Genomic DNA, 25,136 nt, shown 5'->3' on the forward strand with positions numbered 1-25,136 from the left:
ATGAAACTTTCCATCAAAAATAATGAGACAGGTGTCTTTGCAATTGGTGGATTAGGTGAAATTGGGAAAAACACGTATGGGGTACAATTTCAAGATGAAATTATCATCATTGATGCTGGAATTAAATTCCCAGAAGATGATTTACTTGGAATTGACTATGTGATTCCTGACTACAGCTACATCGTTCAAAACTTGCACAAGGTGAAAGCTCTTGTGATCACTCATGGCCATGAAGATCATATCGGCGGTATTCCTTATCTTTTGAAACAAGCAAACATTCCTATTTATGCTGGACCTCTTGCATTAGCCTTGATTACAAATAAATTGGATGAACATGGCTTGCTTCGTGATGCTGAGCTTCACGAAATCAATGAAGATACGATTATTCGTTTTAGAAAAACATCAGTTAGCTTTTTCCGTACAACTCATAGTATTCCAGATGCTTTAGGTGTTGTAGTTAAAACGCCATCTGGAAACATCGTTGCAACAGGTGACTTCAAATTTGATTTCACACCCGTTGGCGAACCAGCTAACTTACACAAAATGGCACGTATCGGAGAAGAAGGTGTTCTATGTTTACTATCCGATAGTACGAACGCTGAAATTCCAACCTTTACAAAGTCAGAAAAAACCATTGGCTTATCCATTTTAAAAATCTTTGAAAAAATCGAAGGACGCATTATTTTTGCCAGCTTTGCTTCAAACATCTTCCGTTTACAGCAAGCCGCAGATGCAGCAGTCGCAACGGGTCGAAAAATTGCAGTCTTTGGTCGAAGCATGGAAAATGCAATCGTTAATGGACAACGTCTAGGCTACATCAATGTTCCTGATGGTACATTTGTCGATGCTCATGAGATTAATCGTTTGCCTGCAAATGAAACAATGATTTTATGTACTGGTTCTCAAGGTGAACCAATGGCAGCTCTTAGTCGTATCGCTAATGGAACTCACCGTCAAATTCAAATCCAACCAGATGATACTGTGATTTTTTCAAGCTCACCAATTCCAGGAAATACAACAAGTGTTAATCACTTGATTAATTTGTTATCTGAAGCTGGTGCTGAAGTTATTCACGGAAAAATCAACAACATCCATACTTCTGGTCATGGTGGCCAAGAAGAACAAAAATTGATGTTGCGTTTAATGAAACCAAAATATTTCATTCCCGTTCACGGTGAATTTCGAATGTTAAAAATCCATGCTTCCTTAGCACAAGATGTAGGTGTTCCTGCTGAAAACTGCTTTATTATGGAAAACGGGGATGTCTTAGCATTAACTGCGGACTCTGCTCGACCAGCCGGTCACTTTATTTCTGGCGATGTCTATATTGATGGTAGCGGAATTGGTGACATCGGTAATGTTGTCTTGCGTGATCGCCACACCTTATCTCAAGAAGGACTTGTGTTAGCTGTCGCTACAGTTGACATCAAGAAAAAAGAAATCTTGGCTGGACCAGATATCTTATCACGCGGCTTTGTTTATATGCGTGAATCTGGTGAAATGATCAACGAGGCACAGCGAATTTTATTCCACGCCTTACGAGAATGTTTGAACGCACCTGATTGCTCAGAACATAAATTAAAAGAAGCAATGACTAGTGCATTACAACCTTTCTTATTTGATCGAACAGAAAGACATCCAATGATTTTACCAATGATTATGACTCCCGATATGGGCGAATAACTAGCAACTTACTCCCACAAAATAAGTGAGAATAAACGAAAAAACACTTCTATTCCCTTCATTTTAATAATGAAGAAAGTAGCGGTGTTTTTCTTTGTCTAAAAAAGTAACTTGTTTTTTCTCTTATTCCCACATATTCACCTAAAAAAAGACAGTAACCACATGAATTGTAGTTACCGCCTTTTGAATATTGAGTGAATTAAGCTTTCTCAACGTTTGTAGCTTGTGGTCCACGATCTGAATCTTCTACATCAAAAGTTACAGCTTGGCCTTCTTCTAATGTTTTGAATCCGTCGCCTTGAATTGCTGAGAAGTGAACGAATACGTCGCTTCCGTCTTCACGTGAAATGAAGCCAAATCCTTTTTCAGCATTAAACCATTTAACTGTTCCATGTTCCATTATATAATAGCCTCCTCGTGCATAAGAGCACTTATTTGTTTGTAACATTGCTCGTGTACGATAGAGGTGAACAAATGTCTAACTTCTATTCCCAAACAAAATTACACTATAATTGTACACTTGCTCAGTTTTTTTTGCAAGAATGTCACTTACTCCTCTTCCAGTAATCCCTCTTCTCTTAAGCTCAAATATTGCTTCGTACCAATAATCAAATGATCTAATACTTCGATTCCCATCAACTCGCCACACTCTCTCACCCGTTTAGTAAAATGTAGATCTTGTTTGGATGGGAGAACATTACCAGATGGATGATTATGCGCCAAGATGATTTTTGCTGCAGAAACTCTCACAGCGAAATGAAAAATTTCTCGTGGATGAGCAATCGACTGATTTAAAGAACCAATAAACAACGTTTTCTTCAAAATGAGTTGATTCTGGGTATCCAAATAAATACATACTAAATGTTCTTGTTGAAAATCACGCATCTCCATAATCAGCTGTTGCGCAAGGTCATAGCTTGAGCGTATCAGTGCACTTGCTGGTCGGGCTTCCACTTGAATGCGTTGACCTAACTCAATCAACGCACAAATTTCTAATGCTTTGACTCGACCGATTCCACGAATTTCCCGCAACTCAGTTAATGAAGCTTGTCGTAATGCAGTTAAATTAGCAAATTTTTTCAAGACCTCACCTGCAATATCCATTACATTATATGGGTGTTGTCCTGTACGTAGTAAAATCGCTAGCAATTCTTGATCAGACAAAGCCTCTACACCATAAGATTCCATTCGCTCTCTTGGAAGTGATGTCGTCGGTACTTCTTTCATCAATCGTTTCCCCATAAAAAAACCTCCTATTCCGTTCACTATAACTTACGAAAAAAGAGGTGTTTTTTATCAAATAAATGTTGGAATTTCATGTAATGAAGAGACCACAGCAACTGTTTTATCTGCAAGTTCAGCAGATGGCTCCAATAAATCTGGTACCATAATAACAGGTATTTCTGCTGCTTCTGCTGCTAAAATCCCATTTTGTGAATCTTCTAAAATTAAGGTATTTTCTTTAGTTGTTCCTAACTTTTGTTGCGCTAATAAAAAGATTTCTGGATCTGGTTTGGCACGTTTTACATTTTCAGCAGAAACGATCATATCAAAACGAGTCAATAAATTATTTTTTTCTAATAAGAGTTCGATCACTTTTCGTTGATTGCTAGAAGCCACCACTTTAGGAATATCTTGTTCCTCCAAGAAATCTAGTAGTTCCATCACACCAGGCTTTAGTTGAACATTTCCGGAAGCAAAACGAGTAAGCGTTTCCTGGAAAGACTCGTCAATAAATCGCTGAACGGTTTCTCGGCCATACTCAGCAAAAATCTCATGATAATTTGCCCAGACTTCTTCATCAGAAACACCGAGAAAGCGCAAATAAAATTCTTTATCGTACGGAAAACCCATTTGATCGGCTACCATCTGAGTTGCTTCATAATAAACCATTTCTGTATCAAACAATAAGCCATCCATGTCAAAAATCACTGCATTAACCTTCATCATTTCCTCCTAATTCAACTAATAGTTTACGAACTTCTGAAATAAAGTAAAGAGAACCTGTTACCAGTAATACATCTTCGTCTGTCATTTTTTCTAAAATTTCCGCTAATCCAAATTGCCAAAGTGAAACGATTGACACTTTTTGATTGGCTAAATTTGCTACTTGATCCAGTTCAATTGCTTTTGGATACTCAAAGGTAGTGAGATAAATATGGGCGTTAGGAATATCTTGTAATTGTTGCAACATACTATTTACATTTTTGGTAGTCAATGCCGAAAACAAAATATTGATTCGATAACCAGAAAATTCTTTTTTCATATTTTGAACCAATCGCTTCATCGCATGGGTGTTATGTGCACCATCTAAAATAACTAATGGTTCTTCACTTAAACGTTCCATTCTGCCAGGCCAGTGTGCTTGTTTCAAGCCATTTTTGACTTCTTTTTCGCGAAACGGAAATTTTTCCATTTGGCAATAAAGTGCATACAATTCAATAGCAACGCCTGCATTTTCTACCTGATGTTGGCCCAACATACTTGTACTTAGACCGACCATTTTTCCGGATTCATTATAAAAGTCAAAAACTTCACCCCAATTTTTTGCTGGATGTTGATAGATGACTCGATACTCTTCACCAAATAAATAATGTTTCGCATTTTTATTTTTAGCTGTCTCATTAATCACGGCTAATGCATTTGGTTCAATTTTCCCTGTCACAACGGGTATACCTTGCTTAATGATTCCCGCTTTTTGTGCTGCAATTTCTTCTAGTGTTTTTCCAAGAACCTCCGTATGATCCAGCCCAATCGTTGTGATGGCTGTCAGCATTGGCTGGGCAACATTCGTTGAGTCCAATAAGCCACCTAAGCCAACTTCAATAATTGCGATATCGACCTGTTTTTCTAAAAAATAATCAAATGCCATTGCAGTTAAAGTTTCAAACTCCGTAATTCCAGCAACTACTTCAAATTTATCAAGATGTTCAACCAGTGGCTGGTACTTTTCCACTAATTGAATCAATTCTTCATCAGGAATTCCTTTCCCATTGATTGAAATTCGTTCATTAAATGTTTCAATGTAAGGAGAGGTAAAGGTTCCTACTGTTAACCCTGCTTCTTCTAACAAACAACGTAGATATGTCACAGTTGAACCCTTGCCATTGGTCCCAGCAATATGAATCGTTTTGACTTTTTTTTCTGGGTGATCAACGACTTCCAGTAATGCATTCACGCGATCTAAACCTGGACGTGAGCCAAAAGGTAATCGGCTATGGATCCAAGCAATTGCTTCTTCAATTGTCATCAACAATGCCCCCATTTCTCTTTCATTATAGCAAAAAGAACGGCTGAAAGAAGTGTTCCGCTTAAAGAAAACCGAAAAATCATTCAAAATCAGCTTTCCACTTTTTTTATTTTGTCTTCTTCTGAGAAAAAGACAAAAAATTTCTTAGTCTTCATTTCAAAAAAAGAGAAGACCAAAAAATTCTGGCCTCCCCTTTATGCTTAAATTTCTTTAGTTGTAAGCATTATTTTGTTGAAAGTAGTTCTTTTTTCACTGTTTAGCCAATCGTACGCAAACTTTCAATACGATCTTTAACAGCGGCTTGTTTTTCTAAATAATCTTTTTCTTTTGCACGTTCTGCCTCAACAACATCATCAGGCGCATTGGATACAAAACGTTCATTACCAAGTTTTCCTTGAACTCGTTTCACTTCACCTGTCCATTTAGCTAATTCTTTTTCAAGACGTTTGATTTCTTCTTCAATATTGATCAATCCAGCCAATGGTAAGAAAATTTCAGCCCCTGTTAGGACAGCAGACATTGCTAAATCTGGTGCAGTAATCTCACTTGAAATAACTAATTCTTCCGGATTACAGAAACGTTCAATATAATTGGTATTCTCAACCAAGAATTGATCAATTTTGGGATCCGTCGTCTTAATCAATAGAGTGATTGGTTTTGATAACGGTGTATTCACTTCTGAACGAATATTACGTACTGCACGAATCAACTCTTTTAGAACTTCCATTCCTTTTGAAGCTGTTTCGTCATCAAATTCAGGACGAACAACAGGATAGTTAGCAACAACCAATGAAGTACCTTCATGTGGGATATGTTGCCAAATTTCTTCCGTTACAAATGGCATGATTGGATGCAACAGACGCAAGATTTGATCTAACGTGTGGACTAAGATACTACGTGTTGTTTGTTTTGAATCAGTATCATCCCCGTAAAGAACTTCTTTACTCATTTCGATATACCAATCACAAAAGTCATCCCAGATAAAGTTGTACAATTGACGACCTGCTTCACCAAATTCAAAGTGGTCAAATAAATCTGTTACTTTAGCAACTGTTTCATTTAGACGTGTCAAAATCCAACGATCAGCAACTGATTTTTCACCAGTTAGATCAATGTCGTTAATTGTCATGCCTTCCACATTCATGATAACAAAACGTGAAGCATTCCAAATTTTATTGATAAAGTTCCAAGCAGCATCCATTTTTTCATAACTGAAACGCATATCTTGTCCTGGCGCAGAACCATTTGATAAGAACCAACGAAGTGCATCAGCACCATATTTTTCAATGACTTCCATTGGATCAATTCCGTTGCCCAGTGATTTACTCATCTTGCGACCATCTTCTGCACGAATCAATCCATGGATTAAGACGTTATTAAATGGTCGTTCCCCAGTAAACTCTAAACTTTGGAAAATCATTCGGCTAACCCAGAAGAAAATAATATCGTAGCCAGTCACCAATGTGCTTGTTGGGAAATAACGTTGATAGTCTTCACTCTCTGTATCGGGCCAGCCCATTGTTGAAAACGGCCATAAAGCAGAGCTGAACCATGTATCTAAAACATCAGGATCTTGTACCCAGTTTTCGCTATCTGCAGGTGCTTCCATTCCAACATACATTTCGCCAGTTTCTTTGTGATACCAAGCAGGAATTTGATGTCCCCACCATAACTGACGAGAGATAACCCAGTCATGCACATTGTCCATCCAACGTAAGAACGTCTGGTCAAAACGTGGTGGGAAAAACTCTACGGCATTATCTGTTTCTTGGTTTTCAATTGCTTTTTGAGCAAGTGGTTGCATTTTAACAAACCATTGTGTTGATAAGCGAGGTTCAACAACAACTCCTGTACGTTCAGAGTGACCGACACTATGCGTCATCGTCTCGATTTTGATTAAACGCCCAATTTCTTTTAAGTCATTGACAACCGCTTTTCTTGCTTCAAAACGATCCATACCAGCATATTTTCCAGCTAACTCGTTCATTGTGCCATCTTCATTCATTACATTGACACGAGGTAAATCATGACGATTACCAACCTCAAAGTCATTCGGATCATGTGCTGGTGTAATTTTAACAACACCTGTTCCAAATTCCATATCAACGTACGTATCCGCAACAACCGGAATTTCTTTGTTAACTAATGGTAAGATAACTGTTTTGCCAATCAACTCTTGGTAACGTTCGTCATCGGGATGAACGGCTACTGCTGTATCCCCAAGCATTGTTTCCGGACGCGTTGTTGCAATCTCAACGACACCAGAGCCATCAGCTAGTTCATAGCTCATATGGTAAAATGCGCCTTCGATGTCTTTGTGGATTACTTCAATATCAGATAACGCCGTTCTAGCTTGTGGATCCCAGTTGATAATGTACTCACCACGATAGATCAACTCTTTTTCATATAACGTCACGAAAACTTTACGGACAGCTTCTGACAAACCATCATCCAAAGTGAAACGTTCACGACTATAGTCTAAAGACAATCCCATTGTTGCCCATTGTTCCCGGATATGGCTAGCATATTCTTCCTTCCAATCCCAAACTTGATCGATAAATTTTTCACGCCCTAAATCATAACGAGAGATTCCTTGCTCACGAAGCTTTTCTTCTACTTTTGCTTGCGTTGCAATTCCTGCATGGTCCATTCCTGGTAACCATAATGTATCGAAACCTTGCATTCTCTTTTGGCGAATCAACATATCTTGTAATGTTGTATCCCAAGCATGACCCAAATGTAATTTACCTGTTACATTTGGTGGTGGAATAACAATCGAATAAGGCTTCGCTTTCTTGTCGCCACTTGGTTTGAATAAATCTTGATCTAACCAGTTTTGATAGCGACCAGCTTCAACTTCTTGCGGATTGTATTTTGTTGATAAGTTTTTTTCTTCCGTCATCCTGTTTCCTCCTTTAAAATAAAAAAAGTCCTAAAATACTTTCGTATTTTAGGACGTATAATTTACGCGGTACCACCTAATTTGTACTAGCAAGTTTTGCTACTACCTCTCAAGTGAGTTAACGATCACGACTCGTTTATCTCTACTCCCTCATTGAATAGCATAATGAGATTCAAGACAAAGACTTCCAAGCTACCTTCACCAGCTATTATTAAGAACGTTTCAGCTATTCGCTCTCTCTCTAAAAATAAATCACTAGTTACTCCTCTTGTTCAACGTCATGATTCATTCTACATTCCTTTTTTTTATGTGTCAACTAGACTTTATTATTAGCTAACATTTAAGAGAAAACAGTTGAATAATTTTCGTCAAAATAAATCAGGGTTTGCAGTTCTGTTGTTAAGTCAATGTACTGAATATTGATATGCTCCGGCACAACGACCCGGTCAGGTGCAAAATTTAAGATAGCTGTAACTTCACTTTTGACAATTTCATCAATAGCTGACTGTGAGTATTTGCTTGGCACAGTGGTAATCGCTACGCTGACTTGCATTTCTTTTGAGACTTCGGCAAAACGTTCGATTGGATAAATCGTTAAGCCATCTATTTCTCGGCCAATTAGTTCAGGATCATTGTCAAACACACAAACGATATTTAAGTTATCATTCCGACGAAAGTTATTATGTCGTAAAGCTTTTCCTAAATTTCCATAACCAACTAACGCGATTCTTTTTTCTTCACGGGTATTTAAAATACTATTAAAAACTTCGATTAGGAAAGGAACATCATACCCATAACCACTTCTTCCCAACTCGCCAAGATGTGAAAAATCTCTTCGAATCGTTGCAGGCGGTACTTGCGTAATCTCACTAAATTCTTTTGATTTGATGCGAACAATTCCTGAATCATCCAACATCTTTAAGTAACGTAAGTATAACGGTAAACGTTTTGCTGTTGCTTTTGGTAACGTTTCAGATTTTTTCAACTCTCGCATGTTCAAAGCTCCTTGTTCATATTTTCACATATTTAGTGTATCATGTTTGAATCGTTGGAACAAGCTTTCATCCCAATGAAAAAAGCAAAGGACAATAAAAATCATCCTTTGCTTTCTAGTTAGTCAATCCATTAATCATCTAGTTCTTTGCTATTTTTAAAAAAATACCTGCTTGTTATTATTTGATTTCGAAGTAACCCCTCGAAATTACTCATAACTGTTCAAAAATATAAAAACTATTTTTGTCAGTTATTCATTATTTTTGGGAGCTGGAAGTTTTGCGCCACAACCTTATTTACGGTGTTCCCAAAGTAGCTTCTTCGGTAATAAGTCCTCTTTTCTTAAAAATATGGAAAGCTATTTTTAGAAAATCTTTCTTATTACTTGAAGCTAAGCACTTTGCGCCACAACCTTTTTCACGGTGTTCCCAAAACAACTCCTCCACATAGCTTTCAGTCATCTCAAAATATGAAAAACTATTTTGAATGCCTGCTCGCTATCTTTTCGGAGCTGAACATTTTGCGCCACAACCTTTTACAACAAATCAGCAAATTCCTCTTCTTGCTCCTGAACAGCTTCCACACGAATACCCTCGATTTTCAACCCTGCCAGCGCACGCTCAATCATTTCATCAATCGCTAAACGCTCTTCATACTGATGAACTTTATCCAAGTTTGGACGCGTTTTTGGTTGTGGCGGCGCAAATATAGTACAGCAGTCCTCGAATGGCTGAATGGATAACTCAAATGTATCAATTTTTTCAGCAACTTCGATAATTTCTAGTTTGTCCATTGTTGCCACAGGACGAATAATTGGTGTATTTGTTACTTCATTGATTGCAACCATACTTTGCAATGTTTGAGAAGCTACTTGGCCTAATGATTCACCATTTAAGATAACCAACCCATTGCGAATGCGACGGATTTCATCCGTTAATCGTAACATCATTCGACGAGTAATCGTCATCCAGTATCCTTGTGGGACTGATTTTTTAATTTCTTCTTGAATTTCTGTAAACGGTACTTCAATAAACTGAATTGTTCCCACATAGGGTGCTAACTTAGCAGTTAAGTCTTTTGCCTTTTGTAAGGCTTGCTCACTTGTATAAGGTGGGCTAGCAAAATGAACAGCTTCAATTTCGACACCACGTTTCATCGCAAAATAGCCCGCAACAGGTGAGTCGATCCCGCCAGATAACATTAACATCCCTTTACCACTTGTTCCGACAGGTAGTCCCCCCGCACCTTTGATTGTTTCATAAGACAGGTAGGCGCCATCCCGACGAATTTCCACACGTAATGGAATATCTGGTTTTTTCATTTGAACGTTGATTTCTGGGAAAATATCGAATACAGCGTTTCCCAGTGTTTGGTTCAATTCATTACTGGTTAATTCAAAATCGTGATCGCTACGTTTCGCAACAATTTTAAATGTTTGCTCACCTGTATAAATTTCTTTCATGATTGCTTGAACACTATCTTTTAAGACTTGAACATCTTTTTCTACACGAATACTTGGTGAAAAATTTTGAATACCAAAAATTTTTGCAAGTTTTGGTATAACCAAATGACCATCTGCACCATTTAACAATAGATGCATGCGATCACGATCTGCATGAATTTTGATTTCTGGGAAGTCTTTTAACGCTTGACGCACATTTTGTGCCAACTGCATAATAAACGTTTTGCGATTTTTCCCTTTTGTTGATAGTTCACCGTAGCGAACCATAATTTCACTATATTTCACAGGAACACTCCTTCATTTAATTAATAGCTGAGAACTTTTGATAAAGTTGTTTAAAAATAATCATAAACTGTTCTACTTCAGCCATTGAATTGCTTTCATCCAAACTAATTCGGACAGCAGATGTCGCCAAATCATGAGGAACATGCATCGCATGTAATGTACTACTAGCCATGTGTTTACGAGAAGAGCAAGCACTCGTTGTTGAAATAAAGATTTGTTTTTCTTCCAACGCATGTACGAGTACTTCACCACGAATTCCTTTTAATGAAAAACATAAAATATGTGGTGCATACTTTTCTCCTTCAGAAAAAATCGTCACCTTGTCATACGTTTTCAGCGCACCGATTAATGCCGTTTTAAGATTTTGTGTATGCTCAGGTTTTCGTGCTTTCGTATCTAAAGAAAGTCGTAATGCTTTTGCCATTGCGACGACTGCAGGAACATTCTCCGTCCCGCTTCGTTGATTGTTTTCTTGTCCTCCACCAGTTAGTAAAGGTGCTAAGCGACGACCTTTTTTCCAATAAATAAAACCAATTCCACGAGGTCCATGAAATTTGTGCGCAGAAAATGTCGCAAAATCAACACGTTCGGTTAACCATTGGTCAAATGAAACTTTTCCAATTGCTTGTACGGCATCAACATGAAAGTGAATTTTTGGATAGTCTGTTAAAAATTCACTGATTTCTTGAATTGGTTGAATGGATCCAACTTCATTGTTGACACCCATGATTGAAATCAGCACGGTTTCTTTGCGAACTAGTTTTTTAAGCTCTTCTACAATCACGAAACCATTTTTATCCACAGGCGCAATACTAACTTCCATTCCTAATTCTTTCAGTTGTTCGGCGGTTTCACTCACTGCGGGATGTTCGATTCCAGAAATAATCAAATGATTGCCATATTCACGTTTCTCGATCATTGTGCCTTTTAGAACCCAATTGTCTCCTTCTGTTCCACCAGAGGTAAAATAAATTTCTTCTGGAGTTGCGCCAATAAGCTCAGCAATCTGCTTTCTTGCCTGTTGTAATAAACGATTGGCTTGGTTACCCAAGTCATGTAAACTTGATGGATTCCCAATAATCCGCTGACTTGTCTTCACATAGGCATCTAAACTTTGCGGAAAAATTGGGGTTGTCGCGCTATTGTCAAAATATATCATAAGAAACCCCTCTTTTTTGAAATTCTTTTCTATTATAACGGTTGTCCTATATGCTTTCAAGAATTCTTTTTTTGCAAAAGGTTGTGGCGCAAAGTGCTTAGCTTCAAGTAATAAGGAAGCTTTTCTAAAAATAGTTTTCCATATTTTTAAGAAAAGAGGACTTATTACCGAAGAAGCTACTTTGGGAACACCGTAAATAAGGTTGTGGCGCAAAGTGCTTAGCTTCAAGTAATAAGGAAGCTTTTCTAAAAATAGTTTTCCATATTTTTAAGAAAAGAGGACTTATTACCGAAGAAGCTACTTTGGGAACACCGTAAATAAGGTTGTGGCGCAAAACGTTCAGCTCCGAAAAGATAGCGAGCAGGCATTCAAAATAGTTTTTCATATTTTGAGATGACTGAAAGCTATGTGGAGGAGTTGTTTTGGGAACACCGTGAAAAAGGTTGTGGCGCAAAGTACTTAGCTTCAAGCAATAAGAAAGCTTTTCTAAAAATAGCTTTCCATATTTTTAAGAAAAGAGGACTTATTACCGAAGAAGCTACTTTGGGAACACCGTAAATAAGGTTGTGGCGCAAAACGTTCAGCTCCGAAAAGATAGCGAGCAGGCATTCAAAATAGTTTTTCATATTTTGAGATGACTGAAAGCTATGTGGAGGAGTTGTTTTGGGAACACCGTGAAAGAGGTTGTGGCGCAAAGTGCTTAGCTTCAAGCAATAAGAAAGCTTTTCTAAAAATAGCTTTCCATATTTTTAAGAAAAGAGGACTTATTACCGAAGAAGCTACTTTGGGAACACCGTGAAAAAGGTTGTGGCGCAAAACGTTCAGCTCCGAAAAGATAGCAAACAACTGACAAAACACTACCTCTCCAAAAAAATTTTCCACAGCTTACTTTCTTCCATTAAACAGACAAAAAAAGAAAGTAGGATCAGTTTCCCACTTTCTTTTCTTTATTTATTGTTGATTATGCAAACTAAGCGTTGGCTAACTAAACTAAGTCAGGATTATTGAAGTAAAAATCTTCAATTCGCTTAAATGCACCTGGTTCCACACGTTCTAATGCTGTGCCGATTTCATCCAAAGCTTCTTGATATTGATTTTCTTTATTAAATAAATAAAAACTTTTATCAATTGCTTCTTTGATTTCTGCATGAGTATGACGATAACGATTTGCATATTGCAACATTTGTTCAGTCAATGCAGCAGCATCTACTAAGTCATGCGTTTTCTTATCCAGTAGTTCCAAATCTTCTTCGCAAAGATCAACTAAGCGATTGACTTCTTCCATGTTGATTCTGATTTTATTCAAAACAACACTTAATTCTTCAATTCGGTCAGTTGCTACGTAGAAGAACTCTAGATAGTCTTTTGGTAAGCCTGGCAAACGTTGTTTTTCAACAAAACGTTTTAGACTACGCAATTTAAATTCAAACACATCGATTTTTTCTTGCGCAATCTTTTCACCTTTTCGTAATTCATGTAATGAGTCATCGATTTCAATTTGCTGAGTTTCGATATCTTCCAAGACTTTGAAGACATTCTTGTAAAAAGTCCGTACTTCAGAATAAGGAATCTCATGTTTCTCAATTTGTGGTGTCATCTGTGTATTTTGGCGCTCGATTTCTTCCACTTCAGATTGGAAACCACGTACTCGACCAATCTCGTTATGATTTAGTGCATAGCTTTGAGAAGTATGATCCAATTCAATCAGTAATTGACGATTGTTTTTTGTTGCATGTGTGATATACTCGTCAATCGTTGCTTGATTTTTCATCACATATGCTTTGGCTTCCATTTCTCTTTCTAATACATCGTATAACGAATCGATCAAATCAGCTGTTTCACGATTTTCGATTTCAACCGTTTCAACTTCTGTTTTTTCGAGATTCGCAAGTGAACTTTCAATTCGTTTGTTCACACGCTCAATATCGTTCGCAAAATCTTCCTCTGGGAAAACATATTCTTCCTTCAAAAGCTTTGTATAAGTGTCGTTGATCTCTTCGATTTGTTCTGGGAAAGTTGTATTCAAGTCTTCGAATAAAGGTGGTACTTTTTTCATCCAAGCTTCAACTTCATACGTACGCTTTTCAGCATTATCCAAAACTTCACGGGCTTCGACAGGATCACCTGAGGTATTTAACGTTACAAATTTAGTAAATTCATCTTCAATCGTCTTAATTTGTTTGCGTAACTCAGCGATTGCCGGACCGTACTCGTTTTCGTCCTCATTGACTTTTTTCTTCAATTCTTCATAGACATCCAAAGCTTGTTGGACAGCTAAAGAGTTACGTTCTTCTGTTTCGCGCAATTCTTTTAAACCATCACGGATCTCAGTAACTTCTTTTTCCATTTTATCCATAGTAGCTTCAGCAACTAGGACAGCTTTCTTGCCTTTTAAAAATCGAAAACTTTCATTGAGGTTCTCAACTTCAAAAATTTGGCTTTCTAACTCAGCAAATGAAGAGGTAGATATGTCGTTCCATTTTTGACTCCATTCACGAAAAGTATTTTGGCTTTGCCCAACCAGATGCATCTTTTTTACATCATCAACTTCTTCTATCACAGGCAAGTCGAATAATTCTTCCTTGCGTTTTTCCAAAGCATTCAACCGGTCTTGATTTTTTTTCTTTAGCAAATAACCAACCAGAAAAACGACGATGGCTACAATAATAATTGCAGTGACGATTCCGATGATAACATTACTTCCCATTTAAGGTTCCTCCGTTTTCAATGTGCATCTCTTTACGCACGAAATAACATTCTTTCACGCATAAAAACCAATAGTAATCTTTCGTGTAAAAAGACATCTATCTTAGATTATAGCACACTCTTTTCGAGCATTCACTAACTTAGAAAAAAATCTTTCATTTTTATCTAAGCAAAACATAACGAAATTTTGGTTATTTAATTTACATTCAGACTTGAATTTAATCAAGGAGCAATTACTCTTTTTCTGTGATTTTTTGTTGTGCTTGAGCAATTTGATTCGCAATTTCTTGTTTAATTCGTGGCTCAGGCGCGTAGTCTTTTTCCCAATTTTCAGGTTTCAATACTTTATTGGTCACAGGATGATAATGTGGTTGTTGATCTGGAAAGAGTTTTCCCATATTTGCTTGATGCACAATATCAAAAATGTTCGTTGGATCAACGCCTAAAAGTGAAAATGATCCGTAAGTAAAGTACAAGATATCTGTTAGTGCATCAACTTGTTCAACGAGTGGCTGTTGCCCCCAGTGTTCTTTGGTTAGCATCTTTTGTTCTGCTTGATCGATTGCTTCATGAAGTTGTTGGACAGCCTGATGAAGCTGATCTTTTTGCCCATTAGTCGTTGCAGCAATCAGCTCGACTAATTCTTCTGCTTTGAATCCAGCACGATAAATCGCTTCTTTTTCTGAAAATGCAGTGGGCTGCTCTGGTTTTCTTGGATCAAATACTGCATGAAATTCTTCCACTTGCTCAAAAGGCGTCTTGTCTGACATCTTGTTTATTCCCTTCCATTAATCCTTAATTGGTTTATTTTGATGTTCCGATTCCAAAGTGTTGAAATGCTGCAAATATCCCGGCTTGGTCGTTTGTTTTCGTGATATAATCTGCGGCTGCTTTTACGCTCGGCTGCCCATTTTCCATCGCGACACCAATACCAACACCTTTCAACATCTCTACATCATTAAAATGATCGCCAAACGCCATGATTTCGGACATTTCAATGCCTTTTGCTTTGGCAAATGCCTGAATTCCTAACAATTTGGACCCCCCTTTAGGAATCATGTCAACGGTATAGGTATTCGAACGTTGAAACGTACACTCTGGGAAAGTTTTACTTAATTTTTGTTGTTCCGACTCTGCGCTCAACAAAATACATTGATAAACTGGCTCTTTCAGAATGGGCAAAGTTTCATACCTTTCTTTTTGTCGGTGTGGACTAAAAAGTTGCAACATTTTTTTTAATAAACGGACCGGAAATTTTTTTGGTAATAACGCAACTAAACGTTTGATATTTGTTGACTGGGCAAGAAGCATTGTAGACGATCCTTCTAAACGATCTCTTCCGCCAAATAAAATTTGTCGATGATTTTCATCTGAAAATACAACGATTTTTTGTAAAACAGCTGGTGTAAAAGGCTGACTAACCAGTGTCTCTTCTGCTGTAAAAACAAGTTGACCATTGTAGACCACATACATATCAAGATCTAGCCCGTCTAACATTTCCTCTAATCGTATAGGACTTCGCCCTGTAGCTACCCCACATAAGATTCCTTGTTTTTGGGCTTCCTGGATTGCTTTTTTTGTTGACGCAAGCACTTTTGAATGACTATTAACCAGTGTGCCATCGATATCAAAAAAGATTGCTTTAATCATATGTCTCCGACTCCTTCTTAGAATAAGTCAATCTGGGTTGGATTCAGTCCCTCTGGCTTAAGCCCCAAAATACGTTGTAATGCCAACGCATTTTCAGCAGCATCTCCGCCAGAATTATTATTGAAAATAATTCCGATTTCTTGCGTTTCGTCTTGTAAAGCGATGATTTCTTGCGCTAATTCTTCTAGTTCTTCTTCCGAATAACGGTAAAGTGTTCGTTTCTTGCGCCAATCTGCATCATTTGCTTGCCAGCCTTGCACATTTCGACCGTGAAAACGAAATAAAGTGAAGGCCTCATTCGTGATAAACAAATCTCGAGGAACCGTTGCATTCAATAATTGCGGCTCATCAATAATTGCTAATGAAAACTGCGCACGACGCATAAAATCATGTGTTCTTTCTAAATAGTTTTCGCTGTACCAAGAATAGTCACGTAATTCAATTGCGACAGGTAAGCCCTTAAACCAAGCATGTAATTTGCGTAAATATGCGACACTTTCTTTTGTACATTTAAACGAAGCAGGAAATTGAATCAAAAAGCAAAATAACTTACCAGCATCACTCATCGGCTTCATCACATCTAAAAACTTATCAATCATTTCTTCCTCAGACTGATAATAGTCTTGCCAATTTCCCTGACCACTAATACCTTGATAGGCTTTCACAACAAAACGAAAAGAATCAGGAACTTCTTGAATCCATTTTTCAACAGATGTTTTCCTGGGAATTCCATAATAAGCGGTATCTAATTCAACAAGCGGTAAAAATGCGCCATATTCAAACAAGGTATTATTTTTTTTACCGGTTAATTTATCATGTTCTTTAAATGAGGTCAGACCTACACGAATCATCTACTTCCCTCCTAATTTGTTTTAGCAAAGAGCTTTCTAAAAATGAAAAACTCAACTGCATTCTCCGCTAAGATAGTGGAAAATAAGCTGAGTTATCTAAATACTTCCATAAGCATAGACTTTTATTTGTCTTTTTATCAACAGAATCAACCAAATCTCACTTGTTTTCATAGATAGCAAAACTCTTTTATATAGTATACAATAAGCATGAAACTCTATGCAAAATTATTGGTAAGGAAGTCGTCGAATGAAAAAAATTCTTGTACTACACACTGGCGGAACAATCGCCATGAAAGAAAATGTTTTAACCGGTGGCGTCAGTCCAGATGTTGCCAATCCATTAATGGATGCAGAAATCCAAATTCCCGAAAATGTGGAGCTATTAGTTGAAGATATCTTTAATCTTCCCTCCCCACATATCATGCCAAATCATATGCTGATTTTGAAGAATCGAATTCAAGAAGCGATCAAAGCTGGCGTATCAGGTGTCGTTATTACACATGGTACAGATACATTAGAAGAAACAGCTTTCTTTTTAGATACAACGATTGGCGAGCAACTTCCGATTGTCTTAACAGGGGCGATGCGCTCTAGTAATGAACTTGGTAGTGACGGCTTATATAATTTTGAAAGTGCGATTCGAGTAGCTAGTTGTGCTGAAGCAAAAGATAAAGGTGTCCTGATTGTGATGAATGATGAGATTCATTCCGCACGTTACGTAACGAAAACACACACCACAAACGTAGCTACTTTCCGAACACCAACTTTAGGTCCCATTGGTTTAGTTACTAAAAATCGAATTCTTTTTATGCAAGAACTCTTGCCTACTCGTCACTTAGATATTGCAACAGTGGATGGTGTCATTCCAATTGTAAAAGCCTATGCAGGAATGCACGGAGAATTGATTGAAGCACTAGCTCACACTAAAGTAGATGGCTTAGTTATTGAAGCCCTCGGTGCAGGAAATCTTCCACCACAAACACTTGCTGCATTAAAAAAACTACTTATTCAAAAAATTCCAATAGTTCTTGTTTCAAGATGCTTTAATGGAATTGCTGAACCAGTCTATGATTATTCTGGTGGCGGTAAAGAACTGGAAGACATGGGTGTGATTTTCTGCGATAGCATCAATAGTCAAAAAGCACGACTAAAATTGTTAATTGCGCTCAACTATGGTCTTTCTGCGAAAGAACTAGTTACATTTATTCATAACTAAAGAAATCAAAACAAAAAGAGGTTGGAATGTACCAAATGTACAGCTATTCCAGCCTCTCTTTAATTATTTATGCTCCCACATGATATTCGCTTCACAGTAAATTTGATCCTGCATTCGAATTTCATGTCTAGTTTTAACACCATTTTCCACAGGAATTTGTTCAAAATGACTTTCGATTTCGTGACCATACTCAACCTCTTTATCAAAGCGAATCACGACACTTTTTGGTACATGCGTTGTTAAGAACTCACGGCCCAAAACATCAATCATCCAGTTAAAATACATTGCATTATTCACATGCTGATTGCTATCAATGTCATAAAATCGAACGCGATAAGGCAACATAAAACCTGCTTCAATTTTCTCGATTTTAGGTTGTCTTTTAATTTTTTTGATTTTTTCACTTTCAAAAGGTGCGATGATTTCTTCATTCACACTACTCATTTTTCGATTCACAAAGTCCATCAAAACAAACACAGAATCAATCTTTACTAATTCATTTCCTGCTTCATCATGAATCCAGAAGTTTCGATAGCAAAAATATTTATTATACTCCATTGCTTGGGTTGTCACATTGACGATTTCACCCACTCGTGGAAGTCGTGTAATTTCCATCGAATAATTAGTTATCACCCATGTTAACCCAAAATTTTTGATAAAGTCACTACTTCTCCCCAGCGAATCACTTTGATCCTCTGATGTTTTAATCACGATTCCTAGCATTGCTGGAAAAGTCATCGTTTGATTAATATCACATTCGTAATATGCTACTTCATGTTTTCTGGAATATTTCTTTGCCAAAAAATTATCCTCCTCTTACTTCCTAGCTAATAATTGATCAACTTGCGCACCATAACTTTCGCCAAACATATTCAAGTGAGCAAGTAAATAATATAACTGATAGACAGGTAAACGTTCTTCCCAGCCTTTATCCAGCGGATTTAGTTCTTGATAGCCTACTAAAAATTCAGGGCGAAAACCGCCAAATAACTGACTCATGGCTATATCTTGCTCGCGATTACCATATGAAACAGCTGGGTCAATCAACACTGGATGTCCTTGTTGGTCAAAGAAAACATTACCACTCCACAGGTCACCATGCAAGAGGCTCGGGATAATCTTTTGTTTCCCGACATCTCGTAAAAAAGCTTCTTTGAATCGAAAAAATTTTTCTTGTCGCCAGTGATTCCAATGATTATTCGCTTCTGCAATCATGAGTTGCTTTTCTAGTCGATTCTTAAAGAAAAAGGTCCACCAATTTTCTTCAAAAGTATTCGTTTGTTCCAAAATACCTAAATAATTATCTTCATAAAAACCAAATTGTGGTGCCGTTGCTTGATGTACTGTTGCCAAGGCACGTCCTAAGTCTGCTTGATCCCCACTTCCAGGCTCAATCCATTCCATTAGCAAGTAAGCTCCTTCGATTGTTTCGCCTAATAAATAGGTTTCAGGAACTCTGACATAAGGTGACAATTCTTTCAAACCATTCACTTCGACTTCAAAAAAACGACGTTTGACTTTTGGGTGAATCTTTAAAAAATAAGTTCTCGTTTGGTCTTCGATTCGATATGCCTGATTGACATCCCCACCAACAACTGGTACAACTTTACCAGTCAGATTTAATTCTTTTAGCACCGATTGAATTTCCATCTTATTCCCCCCCTAATGTAAATAACTCAGCCCTTTCATTTCTCAATTACCCACAGCACTTATTTAACCTTTCTGTTATTAAAAATTATAGCATAGCTGATTAAAAAAACATTGTTCCTCGATTGAAGAACAAAACTAAAAAAACCAGTTCAGAGCAAATCAAGTCAATGATTTGTCTAAACTGGATTTCTTTCGAATAATCAACTATTTAGGCCATACAGCCCATACTATTTCGATTAAGCTAAAGCGCCCATTGGATCCCAAGGTGCTAAAACAATTGGTTCTGCGTTAAATGCCGCAAGTTGTTCTTCAGTTAATAAGTCTTTTCGAACAACGATTTGATAAGTATACTCATCCATCCATTCATCACTCATTACAAAGAAACCTTTTGTTCCAACTTTTTCTCCCCAACTATTTTCAACTTTCCATTTAGTTGATTGATCGTCCACTAGATCAACGCCCGTTAAGACCATTGCATGGGTCATCAAGCTTTCACCAAAATCTAAACGTTCAGCTTTAGTCATTGTAAAATCAACATCGAATAAATCATTCATATCATACGCGTCTAGCGCCATGATTCCACTATCTCTAGTTGAAGATTGACCTACATCGCAGCCAAACCAAACAGATTCTCCTTGTTCCAATTGTGCAATCGCTAATTTTTTAAATGTTTCCATATCAACATTTAGATATTTAACTTCTTTTCCACCAACGACATTGCCTAACATTTCAACTGTATATGAGCGATCAAAAGGCTTGTCTTCAGTTGGCGCATTAATGATGCTAACATAGTCGTCCAAATTCACACCAACATACTTATCGTAAAACGTTTTTGGTGTTAGATTTTGATCGATATGGTAATTTTTGTCTTCATCACGGTATTCAAAATCAAAAGATTCTGGTGGTGTGCCTAATGAAATAGCCAAAAATTGATACACTTCTTTAAGCATTCCTTCTTTTTTAGCTTGAATTTCTGCTTCAGGTAATCCTTCAGCAACCATTTTGCGCAAAGTAACTGCATCTTTACGTAAAATTTTGTTTAAATAATTATTTAAGTCGCGAGAATTAGAACTATTTGCACTTTCTGGCATAACAGATTTAGGAACTACTCCATATTTTTGGAATAAAGAAACAATCATATCCCATTGGCCACCATCTTGTTGTGGTGTTGCTAACAAGAAGGCTACTTTACGGCTTGTTAAATCCTCTTTACCAGTTGCAATAACATTTTCATAGAAATAATTTGCTTTTTCATACTTATCCCAGAAAAAAGTATAATTCTGTGATAATTCAAAATCTTTTAATTGAAATTGAGTAAGCATTTTATGACGGAACGTATTCAATGCTGCAAACATCCAGCAGCGTCCAGATTGTTTTTGATTTGCGACATTCCCTGTTGCTAAATCAATTGAAAATACGGGTGTATTTGCAACATGAGCAGAAATATTCTCTGCTGATGCAGAAATTCCGTTTTTCACAACGGTACGCTGTAGCGCCTGTTGTTTATTGTTTTCTAAAAATTGTTCCTCAAATTTTTTTGTCATCTCAGGTGTAATAGCTGACATCCAATCATCCTTTCCAAATCCATGATACAACCATCATTCTACTCTTCTACTCTACTAATTTCAATCTGCTAAATAGACTTTCCCAAGGAGAACAACTATTCAAATGGAAAACAAAAAAACACAACTCCAAAAAGTTGTGTTTTTATTCTTACTCCGGCAGTAGGACTCGAACCTACGACATCATGATTAACAGTCATGCGCTACTACCAACTGAGCTATGCCGGAATCAAGTACATAAATATAATAGCAATTTATTCCATCACGTGCAATACTTTTTTTGTTTTTTTTAAGGTTTTTTTGCTAGAAAAAGGTCATTGCTCTTTCCGTTATTTTCAAATGCGGTAAACTACTTTCTCATTCATAAAATACCATACAAAATAATTCTCTAACTCACTTATTTCCAATCCATTATGTTCACTTTTCACTATAAATAGGATTGACAAATTTCAATATTTTCGCTATTCTATTAGTTGTAAAAATATTCATGCCGCTTTAGCTCAGCTGGTAGAGCACCACCATGGTAAGGTGGGGGTCGACGGTTCGAGCCCGTCAAGTGGCTTCCTTAAATAGCGCAATACGTTGTTAAAACAGCGTATCTGTGCTGTTTTTTTATTTTATTCCACGAAAATACCACAAAATCATTTTTATTTTAAAATATTCGCTTCTTATAGTAGTTAAGTATAAACTAGTCTAATATCTTTTATAAGTTTACAAAAAGAACATTTGTTCGTATAATGTTTTTTGAGGTGATACTATGCTAGAAATCGATGGGTTCTATTTGTGGTTCAATTATGATCCGTCGCACAAATTCGTTAACGACTTGTATAGGTTTTGGAATACTGAAATCATATTTGAAGCTATCGAAGATAGATTACTAATCAATTTATATTATAGTCAAAAAAATTACATTAAGATTTCCGCATCCAAGAGTAGAAATCGCAAGTCAGTTTATTTTTTATTTCATGTGAAAACAGATGTCCCCGACGTTCGAAAAAAACACCAACGCTATGACTACGTGGGTTATTCTTTCATCAAACCAGACAAGGAGTGATTGCTATGGAACGACTTTACGGAGCAATTGATAAAATTAAAATCGTACAATACAGTTCTACCCCACTCGTCCGCTTTAGTTTGAATGATGTTAATTGCTTAATTGCTAATCACAGTTTGAACTTCTTAGCCGATGTCGAAGAAAAAATGAATATCACTATTTTTGGATATTATAATAGTAGAAAACAATTTGTCGTAAAAAAATATAAGCTAAATAGCAAACCAAAAATCGTTGTCGAATTTGAAAAGAGCATTTATCCAAACAAAAAACCTTACTAAAAAGTAAGGTTTTTTTGCTTTTTATTATGTAAAAGTGTTGACCTATATCTATATCCGATATATAATAAATATATAGTCAAGGAGGTGATAAACGATTGAGTCGGAAAGATAAGAGGGAAGAAAAAAAGCTTGAACAGCAAAAACAACTTACAACTAAAATCGGATTAGCAATCGCAGTGCTTTCTCTGATTGATAAGTTAATAGATTTGCTGAACAAGCTACTCAAGTAGGGTTAAGGGCTGAAAAGCCCTCCCTTCCCTTTTATTATATCATATATGAAAGGATTGATTTAAATGAAAAGAAAATTATTAAATGGATTTTTAATTATTGTGATGATAATTTTGATTATTTCAATCGTAGTTAAGTTAGCTAACTTATTTTGAGGAGTGAACAGCATGACAGAAAAAAAGACTTCAGATGCACAGATTAAAGCCAGTCGTAAATGGCAAGAAAAAAATAAAGAACAAATGAACTATATTAGAAAGCGATCTGCTGCACGTGGATTTTTGAAAATTACTAACAAGGAAGATATCAATGAAATGGAACAATTACTTAAAAATAGAAAAGAGGAACTTGTCATGGAAGAATACGAATCATTAAAAACGTTTATCGAAAACGACTACGCAGAAAAAGATTTTGGACACGGCGATTTAGAAGAATTTGATCCAAAAAAAATTATGAATGGTGAAACTGTAGAAGTATTATCAGACGATTTTGGGCATAAGCATTCTCGCGTAAAAGTAATTATTTCTTCAGATGACCTTAAACTAAACGACACACTAGACGTATATACTGTTAATTTTATGGATAAAGAAGTTTATGTTTACTATGTAAATGCCGATTGAGGAGATTGCAAAATGAAAACTGAATTTGCAGGTATTACCTCTTACTTTCAAAACGAAGTAAAAAAATATCGAGTAGACTTAGTCGTCAATCGCAAACACTATCAAAAGAGAGGATTTACAACTTTAGAGTCTGCTCGTAAATACAGAAATAAATTAGAAGAAAAATACAAAAAAACTGTTCAGGTAAATGCGGACGATATTGTTCGCACTTACTTGAATAGTAGCTCTATCCGAGAAACAGCTATTCATCATAATATGTCACGACAGAAAGTGCGAAAAATTTTGATAACTGAAGGTGTCTACTCTACTCCACAAAGCATTAAGATCAATGAGTTGCTATCTAGTGGTTATACGACACAAGAAGTTGCCGAGAAATTGGCTGTTTCTGTGGGGACAGTTAATAATTTAGCTGCTTATCGCAAAGGTGAATACGACGTTGGAGAAAAATAAAAAAGGCCCTCAGCCAAAATTGATTGGTTGAGGGCTTTTATGTACCCTGTAGGACTCGAACCTACGACCGGACGGTTATGAGCCATTATATAAAAACCACCTCGATTGAGGTGGTTAAAGTTCAATATTATTTTACGATATTTACTGCTTGAGGACCACGTTGTCCTTCTTCAATATCATAAGAAACAGCTTGACCTTCATCTAATGTTTTGAATCCATCGCCTTGGATAGCTGAGAAGTGTGCAAATACGTCATTTCCATCTTCACCAGTGATAAATCTAAAACCTTTATCTGAGTTAAACCATTTTACTGTACCGTTATTCATATATATATATTTTTTTCTCCGGATACATATATAATACGTGTTTCGCTGCAATTAATATTACTTGGTAAAAGGAGTTTTTATAGTGTGAATATATCGCTTAATGATAAAGATAGTAATTAATTATTGTAAAAAAATTTTTTCCCTATCATTTAAATTTTTATCAATCCATATTTTATTGGGAAGGGATATATTCTTAGAATTTAGATCAAAAAATAAAGTTAGTTTCTCTAGATGAAACTTCCATATTTTTTTCATATCTTTAGACATATGTTTAATATAATCTTCTGCAGAAGTTTCCATAAATTCATTTAAATACTGATTGTTTTGAATTGAATTCATAGGGTCATGAATCTTGGTGGACCTAATCTTAAAAATATCGAAATATATTCCCGCTGCAGGTTGAAAGCTGAGTAATTTTTTGCTTTCATCATTACAAAAGTATTCTTTTATAGTTGTATACGAAAAGCCTTTCACCATTTCATAGGTTAATTTCTTTTTATAACAATGATAAACCATTAACCTGAGTACTGCTTCAGAAATCCCTCTTAATATGGCAGAGGTAATGTATTCGTCATGTAGTGCAAAAATATATAATAATTCAAAAAATGAATTTTTAATTTCTATAAGAAATTTTTTTTCATACTCATCAGACAAATAATCTAAACATAATTCACAATGCTGAATCACTTTTTGTGTAGAATAATAACATTCATAAAAATGTTGATCATCAAATTTTTTTATTATTGACGAATTAGGAAAATTATCACAAATATATTTTTTATAAGAATCAACATGAAGTTTATTATTGGACATAT

24 protein-coding genes, 2 tRNA genes and 1 other annotated feature are annotated in these 25,136 nt (G+C 36.3%); of the genes, 8 read left to right on the forward strand and 18 right to left on the reverse strand.

Annotated elements, in window-relative coordinates; genetic code table 11:
- A complete protein-coding gene (gene rnjA / locus IGJ93_RS09455) occupies positions 1-1,683 on the forward strand; it encodes a ribonuclease J1 (RefSeq protein WP_067480251.1) in 1,683 nt (560 codons plus the stop codon).
- A gap of 199 nt (positions 1,684-1,882) precedes the next feature.
- Here the strand turns inward: rnjA and IGJ93_RS09460 are convergent, their stop codons facing one another.
- From IGJ93_RS09460 to IGJ93_RS09515, 12 genes are all read right to left on the reverse strand, one after another.
- Positions 1,883-2,083, reverse strand: a complete 201-nt coding sequence (locus tag IGJ93_RS09460) for a cold-shock protein (RefSeq protein WP_067480248.1) — start codon at positions 2,081-2,083, stop codon at positions 1,883-1,885.
- Between the two features lie 149 nt (positions 2,084-2,232).
- Positions 2,233-2,925 carry a RadC family protein gene (radC, locus tag IGJ93_RS09465; protein ID WP_067480245.1) on the reverse strand — a complete coding sequence of 231 codons (693 nt, stop codon included), beginning with the start codon at positions 2,923-2,925 and terminating at the stop codon, positions 2,233-2,235.
- A 54-nt stretch (positions 2,926-2,979) separates the two neighbouring features.
- Positions 2,980-3,630, reverse strand: a complete 651-nt coding sequence (locus IGJ93_RS09470) for an HAD family hydrolase (RefSeq protein ID WP_067480242.1) — start codon at positions 3,628-3,630, stop codon at positions 2,980-2,982.
- On the reverse strand, positions 3,620-4,933 hold the full coding sequence (locus IGJ93_RS09475; RefSeq protein ID WP_430596922.1) for a bifunctional folylpolyglutamate synthase/dihydrofolate synthase: 1,314 nt from the start codon (positions 4,931-4,933) through the stop codon (positions 3,620-3,622). The genes IGJ93_RS09470 and IGJ93_RS09475 overlap by 11 nt, the downstream gene beginning before the upstream one ends.
- A 256-nt stretch (positions 4,934-5,189) precedes the next feature.
- A complete protein-coding gene (locus IGJ93_RS09480; RefSeq protein ID WP_067480235.1) occupies positions 5,190-7,835 on the reverse strand; it encodes a valine--tRNA ligase in 2,646 nt (881 codons plus the stop codon).
- Between the two features lie 46 nt (positions 7,836-7,881).
- Positions 7,882-8,120: a binding site (T-box leader), on the reverse strand.
- A gap of 55 nt (positions 8,121-8,175) precedes the next feature.
- Complete coding sequence (locus tag IGJ93_RS09485; RefSeq protein ID WP_067480232.1) at positions 8,176-8,829, reverse strand: redox-sensing transcriptional repressor Rex; 654 nt, start codon at positions 8,827-8,829, stop codon at positions 8,176-8,178.
- 534 nt (positions 8,830-9,363) lie between these two features.
- Positions 9,364-10,575, reverse strand: coding sequence for a tRNA uracil 4-sulfurtransferase ThiI (gene thiI / locus IGJ93_RS09490; protein ID WP_376175453.1), 1,212 nt, complete (start codon positions 10,573-10,575; stop codon positions 9,364-9,366).
- A gap of 16 nt (positions 10,576-10,591) precedes the next feature.
- Entirely contained in the window at positions 10,592-11,734 is a 1,143-nt protein-coding gene (locus IGJ93_RS09495; RefSeq protein ID WP_067480227.1) for a cysteine desulfurase family protein, read from the reverse strand.
- A 985-nt stretch (positions 11,735-12,719) separates the two neighbouring features.
- Positions 12,720-14,441: a septation ring formation regulator EzrA gene (locus IGJ93_RS09500; RefSeq protein WP_075491913.1), complete on the reverse strand. Its 1,722-nt coding sequence runs from the start codon at positions 14,439-14,441 to the stop codon at positions 12,720-12,722.
- Between the two features lie 232 nt (positions 14,442-14,673).
- On the reverse strand, positions 14,674-15,210 hold the full coding sequence (locus IGJ93_RS09505) for an HAD family hydrolase (RefSeq protein WP_067480217.1): 537 nt from the start codon (positions 15,208-15,210) through the stop codon (positions 14,674-14,676).
- A gap of 34 nt (positions 15,211-15,244) precedes the next feature.
- Positions 15,245-16,090: a Cof-type HAD-IIB family hydrolase gene (locus IGJ93_RS09510; RefSeq protein WP_067480214.1), complete on the reverse strand. Its 846-nt coding sequence runs from the start codon at positions 16,088-16,090 to the stop codon at positions 15,245-15,247.
- Between the two features lie 17 nt (positions 16,091-16,107).
- Positions 16,108-16,941 carry a DUF72 domain-containing protein gene (locus IGJ93_RS09515; RefSeq protein ID WP_075491911.1) on the reverse strand — a complete coding sequence of 278 codons (834 nt, stop codon included), beginning with the start codon at positions 16,939-16,941 and terminating at the stop codon, positions 16,108-16,110.
- A 247-nt stretch (positions 16,942-17,188) separates the two neighbouring features.
- On the opposite strand from IGJ93_RS09515, the gene IGJ93_RS09520 reads away from it, so the two are divergent.
- Positions 17,189-18,157, forward strand: a complete 969-nt coding sequence (locus IGJ93_RS09520; protein ID WP_071869409.1) for an asparaginase — start codon at positions 17,189-17,191, stop codon at positions 18,155-18,157.
- Between the two features lie 63 nt (positions 18,158-18,220).
- Here the strand turns inward: IGJ93_RS09520 and IGJ93_RS09525 are convergent, their stop codons facing one another.
- From IGJ93_RS09525 to IGJ93_RS09540, 4 genes are all read right to left on the reverse strand, one after another.
- Positions 18,221-18,958 (reverse strand): acyl-ACP thioesterase domain-containing protein, encoded by a 738-nt coding sequence (locus tag IGJ93_RS09525; protein WP_067480208.1) that lies wholly within the window; start codon positions 18,956-18,958, stop codon positions 18,221-18,223.
- Positions 18,959-18,973: 15 nt separating this feature from the next.
- Entirely contained in the window at positions 18,974-19,807 is an 834-nt protein-coding gene (locus tag IGJ93_RS09530; protein WP_071869408.1) for a fructosamine kinase family protein, read from the reverse strand.
- Positions 19,808-20,043: 236 nt separating this feature from the next.
- Positions 20,044-21,372 (reverse strand): aminopeptidase C, encoded by a 1,329-nt coding sequence (locus tag IGJ93_RS09535; protein ID WP_067481320.1) that lies wholly within the window; start codon positions 21,370-21,372, stop codon positions 20,044-20,046.
- A gap of 151 nt (positions 21,373-21,523) precedes the next feature.
- Positions 21,524-21,597 (reverse strand) — tRNA-Asn (locus IGJ93_RS09540).
- A gap of 261 nt (positions 21,598-21,858) precedes the next feature.
- On the opposite strand from IGJ93_RS09540, the gene IGJ93_RS09545 reads away from it, so the two are divergent.
- From IGJ93_RS09545 to IGJ93_RS09570, 6 genes are all read left to right on the forward strand, one after another.
- A tRNA-Thr gene (locus tag IGJ93_RS09545) sits at positions 21,859-21,931 on the forward strand.
- A gap of 195 nt (positions 21,932-22,126) precedes the next feature.
- Positions 22,127-22,423 (forward strand): DUF5960 family protein, encoded by a 297-nt coding sequence (locus IGJ93_RS09550; RefSeq protein WP_311798167.1) that lies wholly within the window; start codon positions 22,127-22,129, stop codon positions 22,421-22,423.
- Positions 22,424-22,428: 5 nt separating this feature from the next.
- Entirely contained in the window at positions 22,429-22,701 is a 273-nt protein-coding gene (locus IGJ93_RS09555) for a hypothetical protein (protein WP_311798166.1), read from the forward strand.
- A 95-nt stretch (positions 22,702-22,796) separates the two neighbouring features.
- Positions 22,797-22,931, forward strand: coding sequence for a hypothetical protein (locus IGJ93_RS09560; protein ID WP_261768399.1), 135 nt, complete (start codon positions 22,797-22,799; stop codon positions 22,929-22,931).
- Between the two features lie 165 nt (positions 22,932-23,096).
- Positions 23,097-23,546 carry a hypothetical protein gene (locus IGJ93_RS09565; RefSeq protein ID WP_430596923.1) on the forward strand — a complete coding sequence of 150 codons (450 nt, stop codon included), beginning with the start codon at positions 23,097-23,099 and terminating at the stop codon, positions 23,544-23,546.
- Between the two features lie 12 nt (positions 23,547-23,558).
- Positions 23,559-23,996 carry a helix-turn-helix transcriptional regulator gene (locus IGJ93_RS09570; RefSeq protein WP_430596924.1) on the forward strand — a complete coding sequence of 146 codons (438 nt, stop codon included), beginning with the start codon at positions 23,559-23,561 and terminating at the stop codon, positions 23,994-23,996.
- 127 nt (positions 23,997-24,123) lie between these two features.
- On the opposite strand, the gene IGJ93_RS09575 is transcribed toward IGJ93_RS09570, so the two are convergent.
- Positions 24,124-24,321, reverse strand: a complete 198-nt coding sequence (locus tag IGJ93_RS09575; RefSeq protein ID WP_047936551.1) for a cold-shock protein — start codon at positions 24,319-24,321, stop codon at positions 24,124-24,126.
- Positions 24,322-24,441: 120 nt separating this feature from the next.
- Positions 24,442-25,134: a hypothetical protein gene (locus IGJ93_RS09580; protein WP_047936550.1), complete on the reverse strand. Its 693-nt coding sequence runs from the start codon at positions 25,132-25,134 to the stop codon at positions 24,442-24,444.
- Positions 25,135-25,136 lie beyond the last annotated feature (2 nt).

This window comes from Enterococcus sp. DIV0174, assembly GCF_050529065.1.
Classification (GTDB): Bacteria; Bacillota; Bacilli; order Lactobacillales; family Enterococcaceae; genus Enterococcus_B; species Enterococcus_B thailandicus.

Coding starts and splice junctions, on each gene's coding strand:
- rnjA (WP_067480251.1), top strand. CDS start 1: ATGAAACTTTCCATCAAAAATAATGAGACAGGTGTCTTTGCAATTGGT.
- IGJ93_RS09460 (WP_067480248.1), bottom strand. CDS start 2,083: ATGGAACATGGAACAGTTAAATGGTTTAATGCTGAAAAAGGATTTGGC.
- radC (WP_067480245.1), bottom strand. CDS start 2,925: ATGGGGAAACGATTGATGAAAGAAGTACCGACGACATCACTTCCAAGA.
- IGJ93_RS09470 (WP_067480242.1), bottom strand. CDS start 3,630: ATGAAGGTTAATGCAGTGATTTTTGACATGGATGGCTTATTGTTTGAT.
- IGJ93_RS09475 (WP_430596922.1), bottom strand. CDS start 4,933: ATGACAATTGAAGAAGCAATTGCTTGGATCCATAGCCGATTACCTTTT.
- IGJ93_RS09480 (WP_067480235.1), bottom strand. CDS start 7,835: ATGACGGAAGAAAAAAACTTATCAACAAAATACAATCCGCAAGAAGTT.
- IGJ93_RS09485 (WP_067480232.1), bottom strand. CDS start 8,829: ATGCGAGAGTTGAAAAAATCTGAAACGTTACCAAAAGCAACAGCAAAA.
- IGJ93_RS09495 (WP_067480227.1), bottom strand. CDS start 11,734: ATGATATATTTTGACAATAGCGCGACAACCCCAATTTTTCCGCAAAGT.
- IGJ93_RS09500 (WP_075491913.1), bottom strand. CDS start 14,441: ATGGGAAGTAATGTTATCATCGGAATCGTCACTGCAATTATTATTGTA.
- IGJ93_RS09505 (WP_067480217.1), bottom strand. CDS start 15,210: ATGTCAGACAAGACGCCTTTTGAGCAAGTGGAAGAATTTCATGCAGTA.
- IGJ93_RS09510 (WP_067480214.1), bottom strand. CDS start 16,090: ATGATTAAAGCAATCTTTTTTGATATCGATGGCACACTGGTTAATAGT.
- IGJ93_RS09515 (WP_075491911.1), bottom strand. CDS start 16,941: ATGATTCGTGTAGGTCTGACCTCATTTAAAGAACATGATAAATTAACC.
- IGJ93_RS09520 (WP_071869409.1), top strand. CDS start 17,189: ATGAAAAAAATTCTTGTACTACACACTGGCGGAACAATCGCCATGAAA.
- IGJ93_RS09530 (WP_071869408.1), bottom strand. CDS start 19,807: ATGGAAATTCAATCGGTGCTAAAAGAATTAAATCTGACTGGTAAAGTT.
- IGJ93_RS09535 (WP_067481320.1), bottom strand. CDS start 21,372: ATGTCAGCTATTACACCTGAGATGACAAAAAAATTTGAGGAACAATTT.
- IGJ93_RS09550 (WP_311798167.1), top strand. CDS start 22,127: ATGCTAGAAATCGATGGGTTCTATTTGTGGTTCAATTATGATCCGTCG.
- IGJ93_RS09555 (WP_311798166.1), top strand. CDS start 22,429: ATGGAACGACTTTACGGAGCAATTGATAAAATTAAAATCGTACAATAC.
- IGJ93_RS09565 (WP_430596923.1), top strand. CDS start 23,097: ATGACAGAAAAAAAGACTTCAGATGCACAGATTAAAGCCAGTCGTAAA.
- IGJ93_RS09570 (WP_430596924.1), top strand. CDS start 23,559: ATGAAAACTGAATTTGCAGGTATTACCTCTTACTTTCAAAACGAAGTA.
- IGJ93_RS09575 (WP_047936551.1), bottom strand. CDS start 24,321: ATGAATAACGGTACAGTAAAATGGTTTAACTCAGATAAAGGTTTTAGA.
- IGJ93_RS09580 (WP_047936550.1), bottom strand. CDS start 25,134: ATGTCCAATAATAAACTTCATGTTGATTCTTATAAAAAATATATTTGT.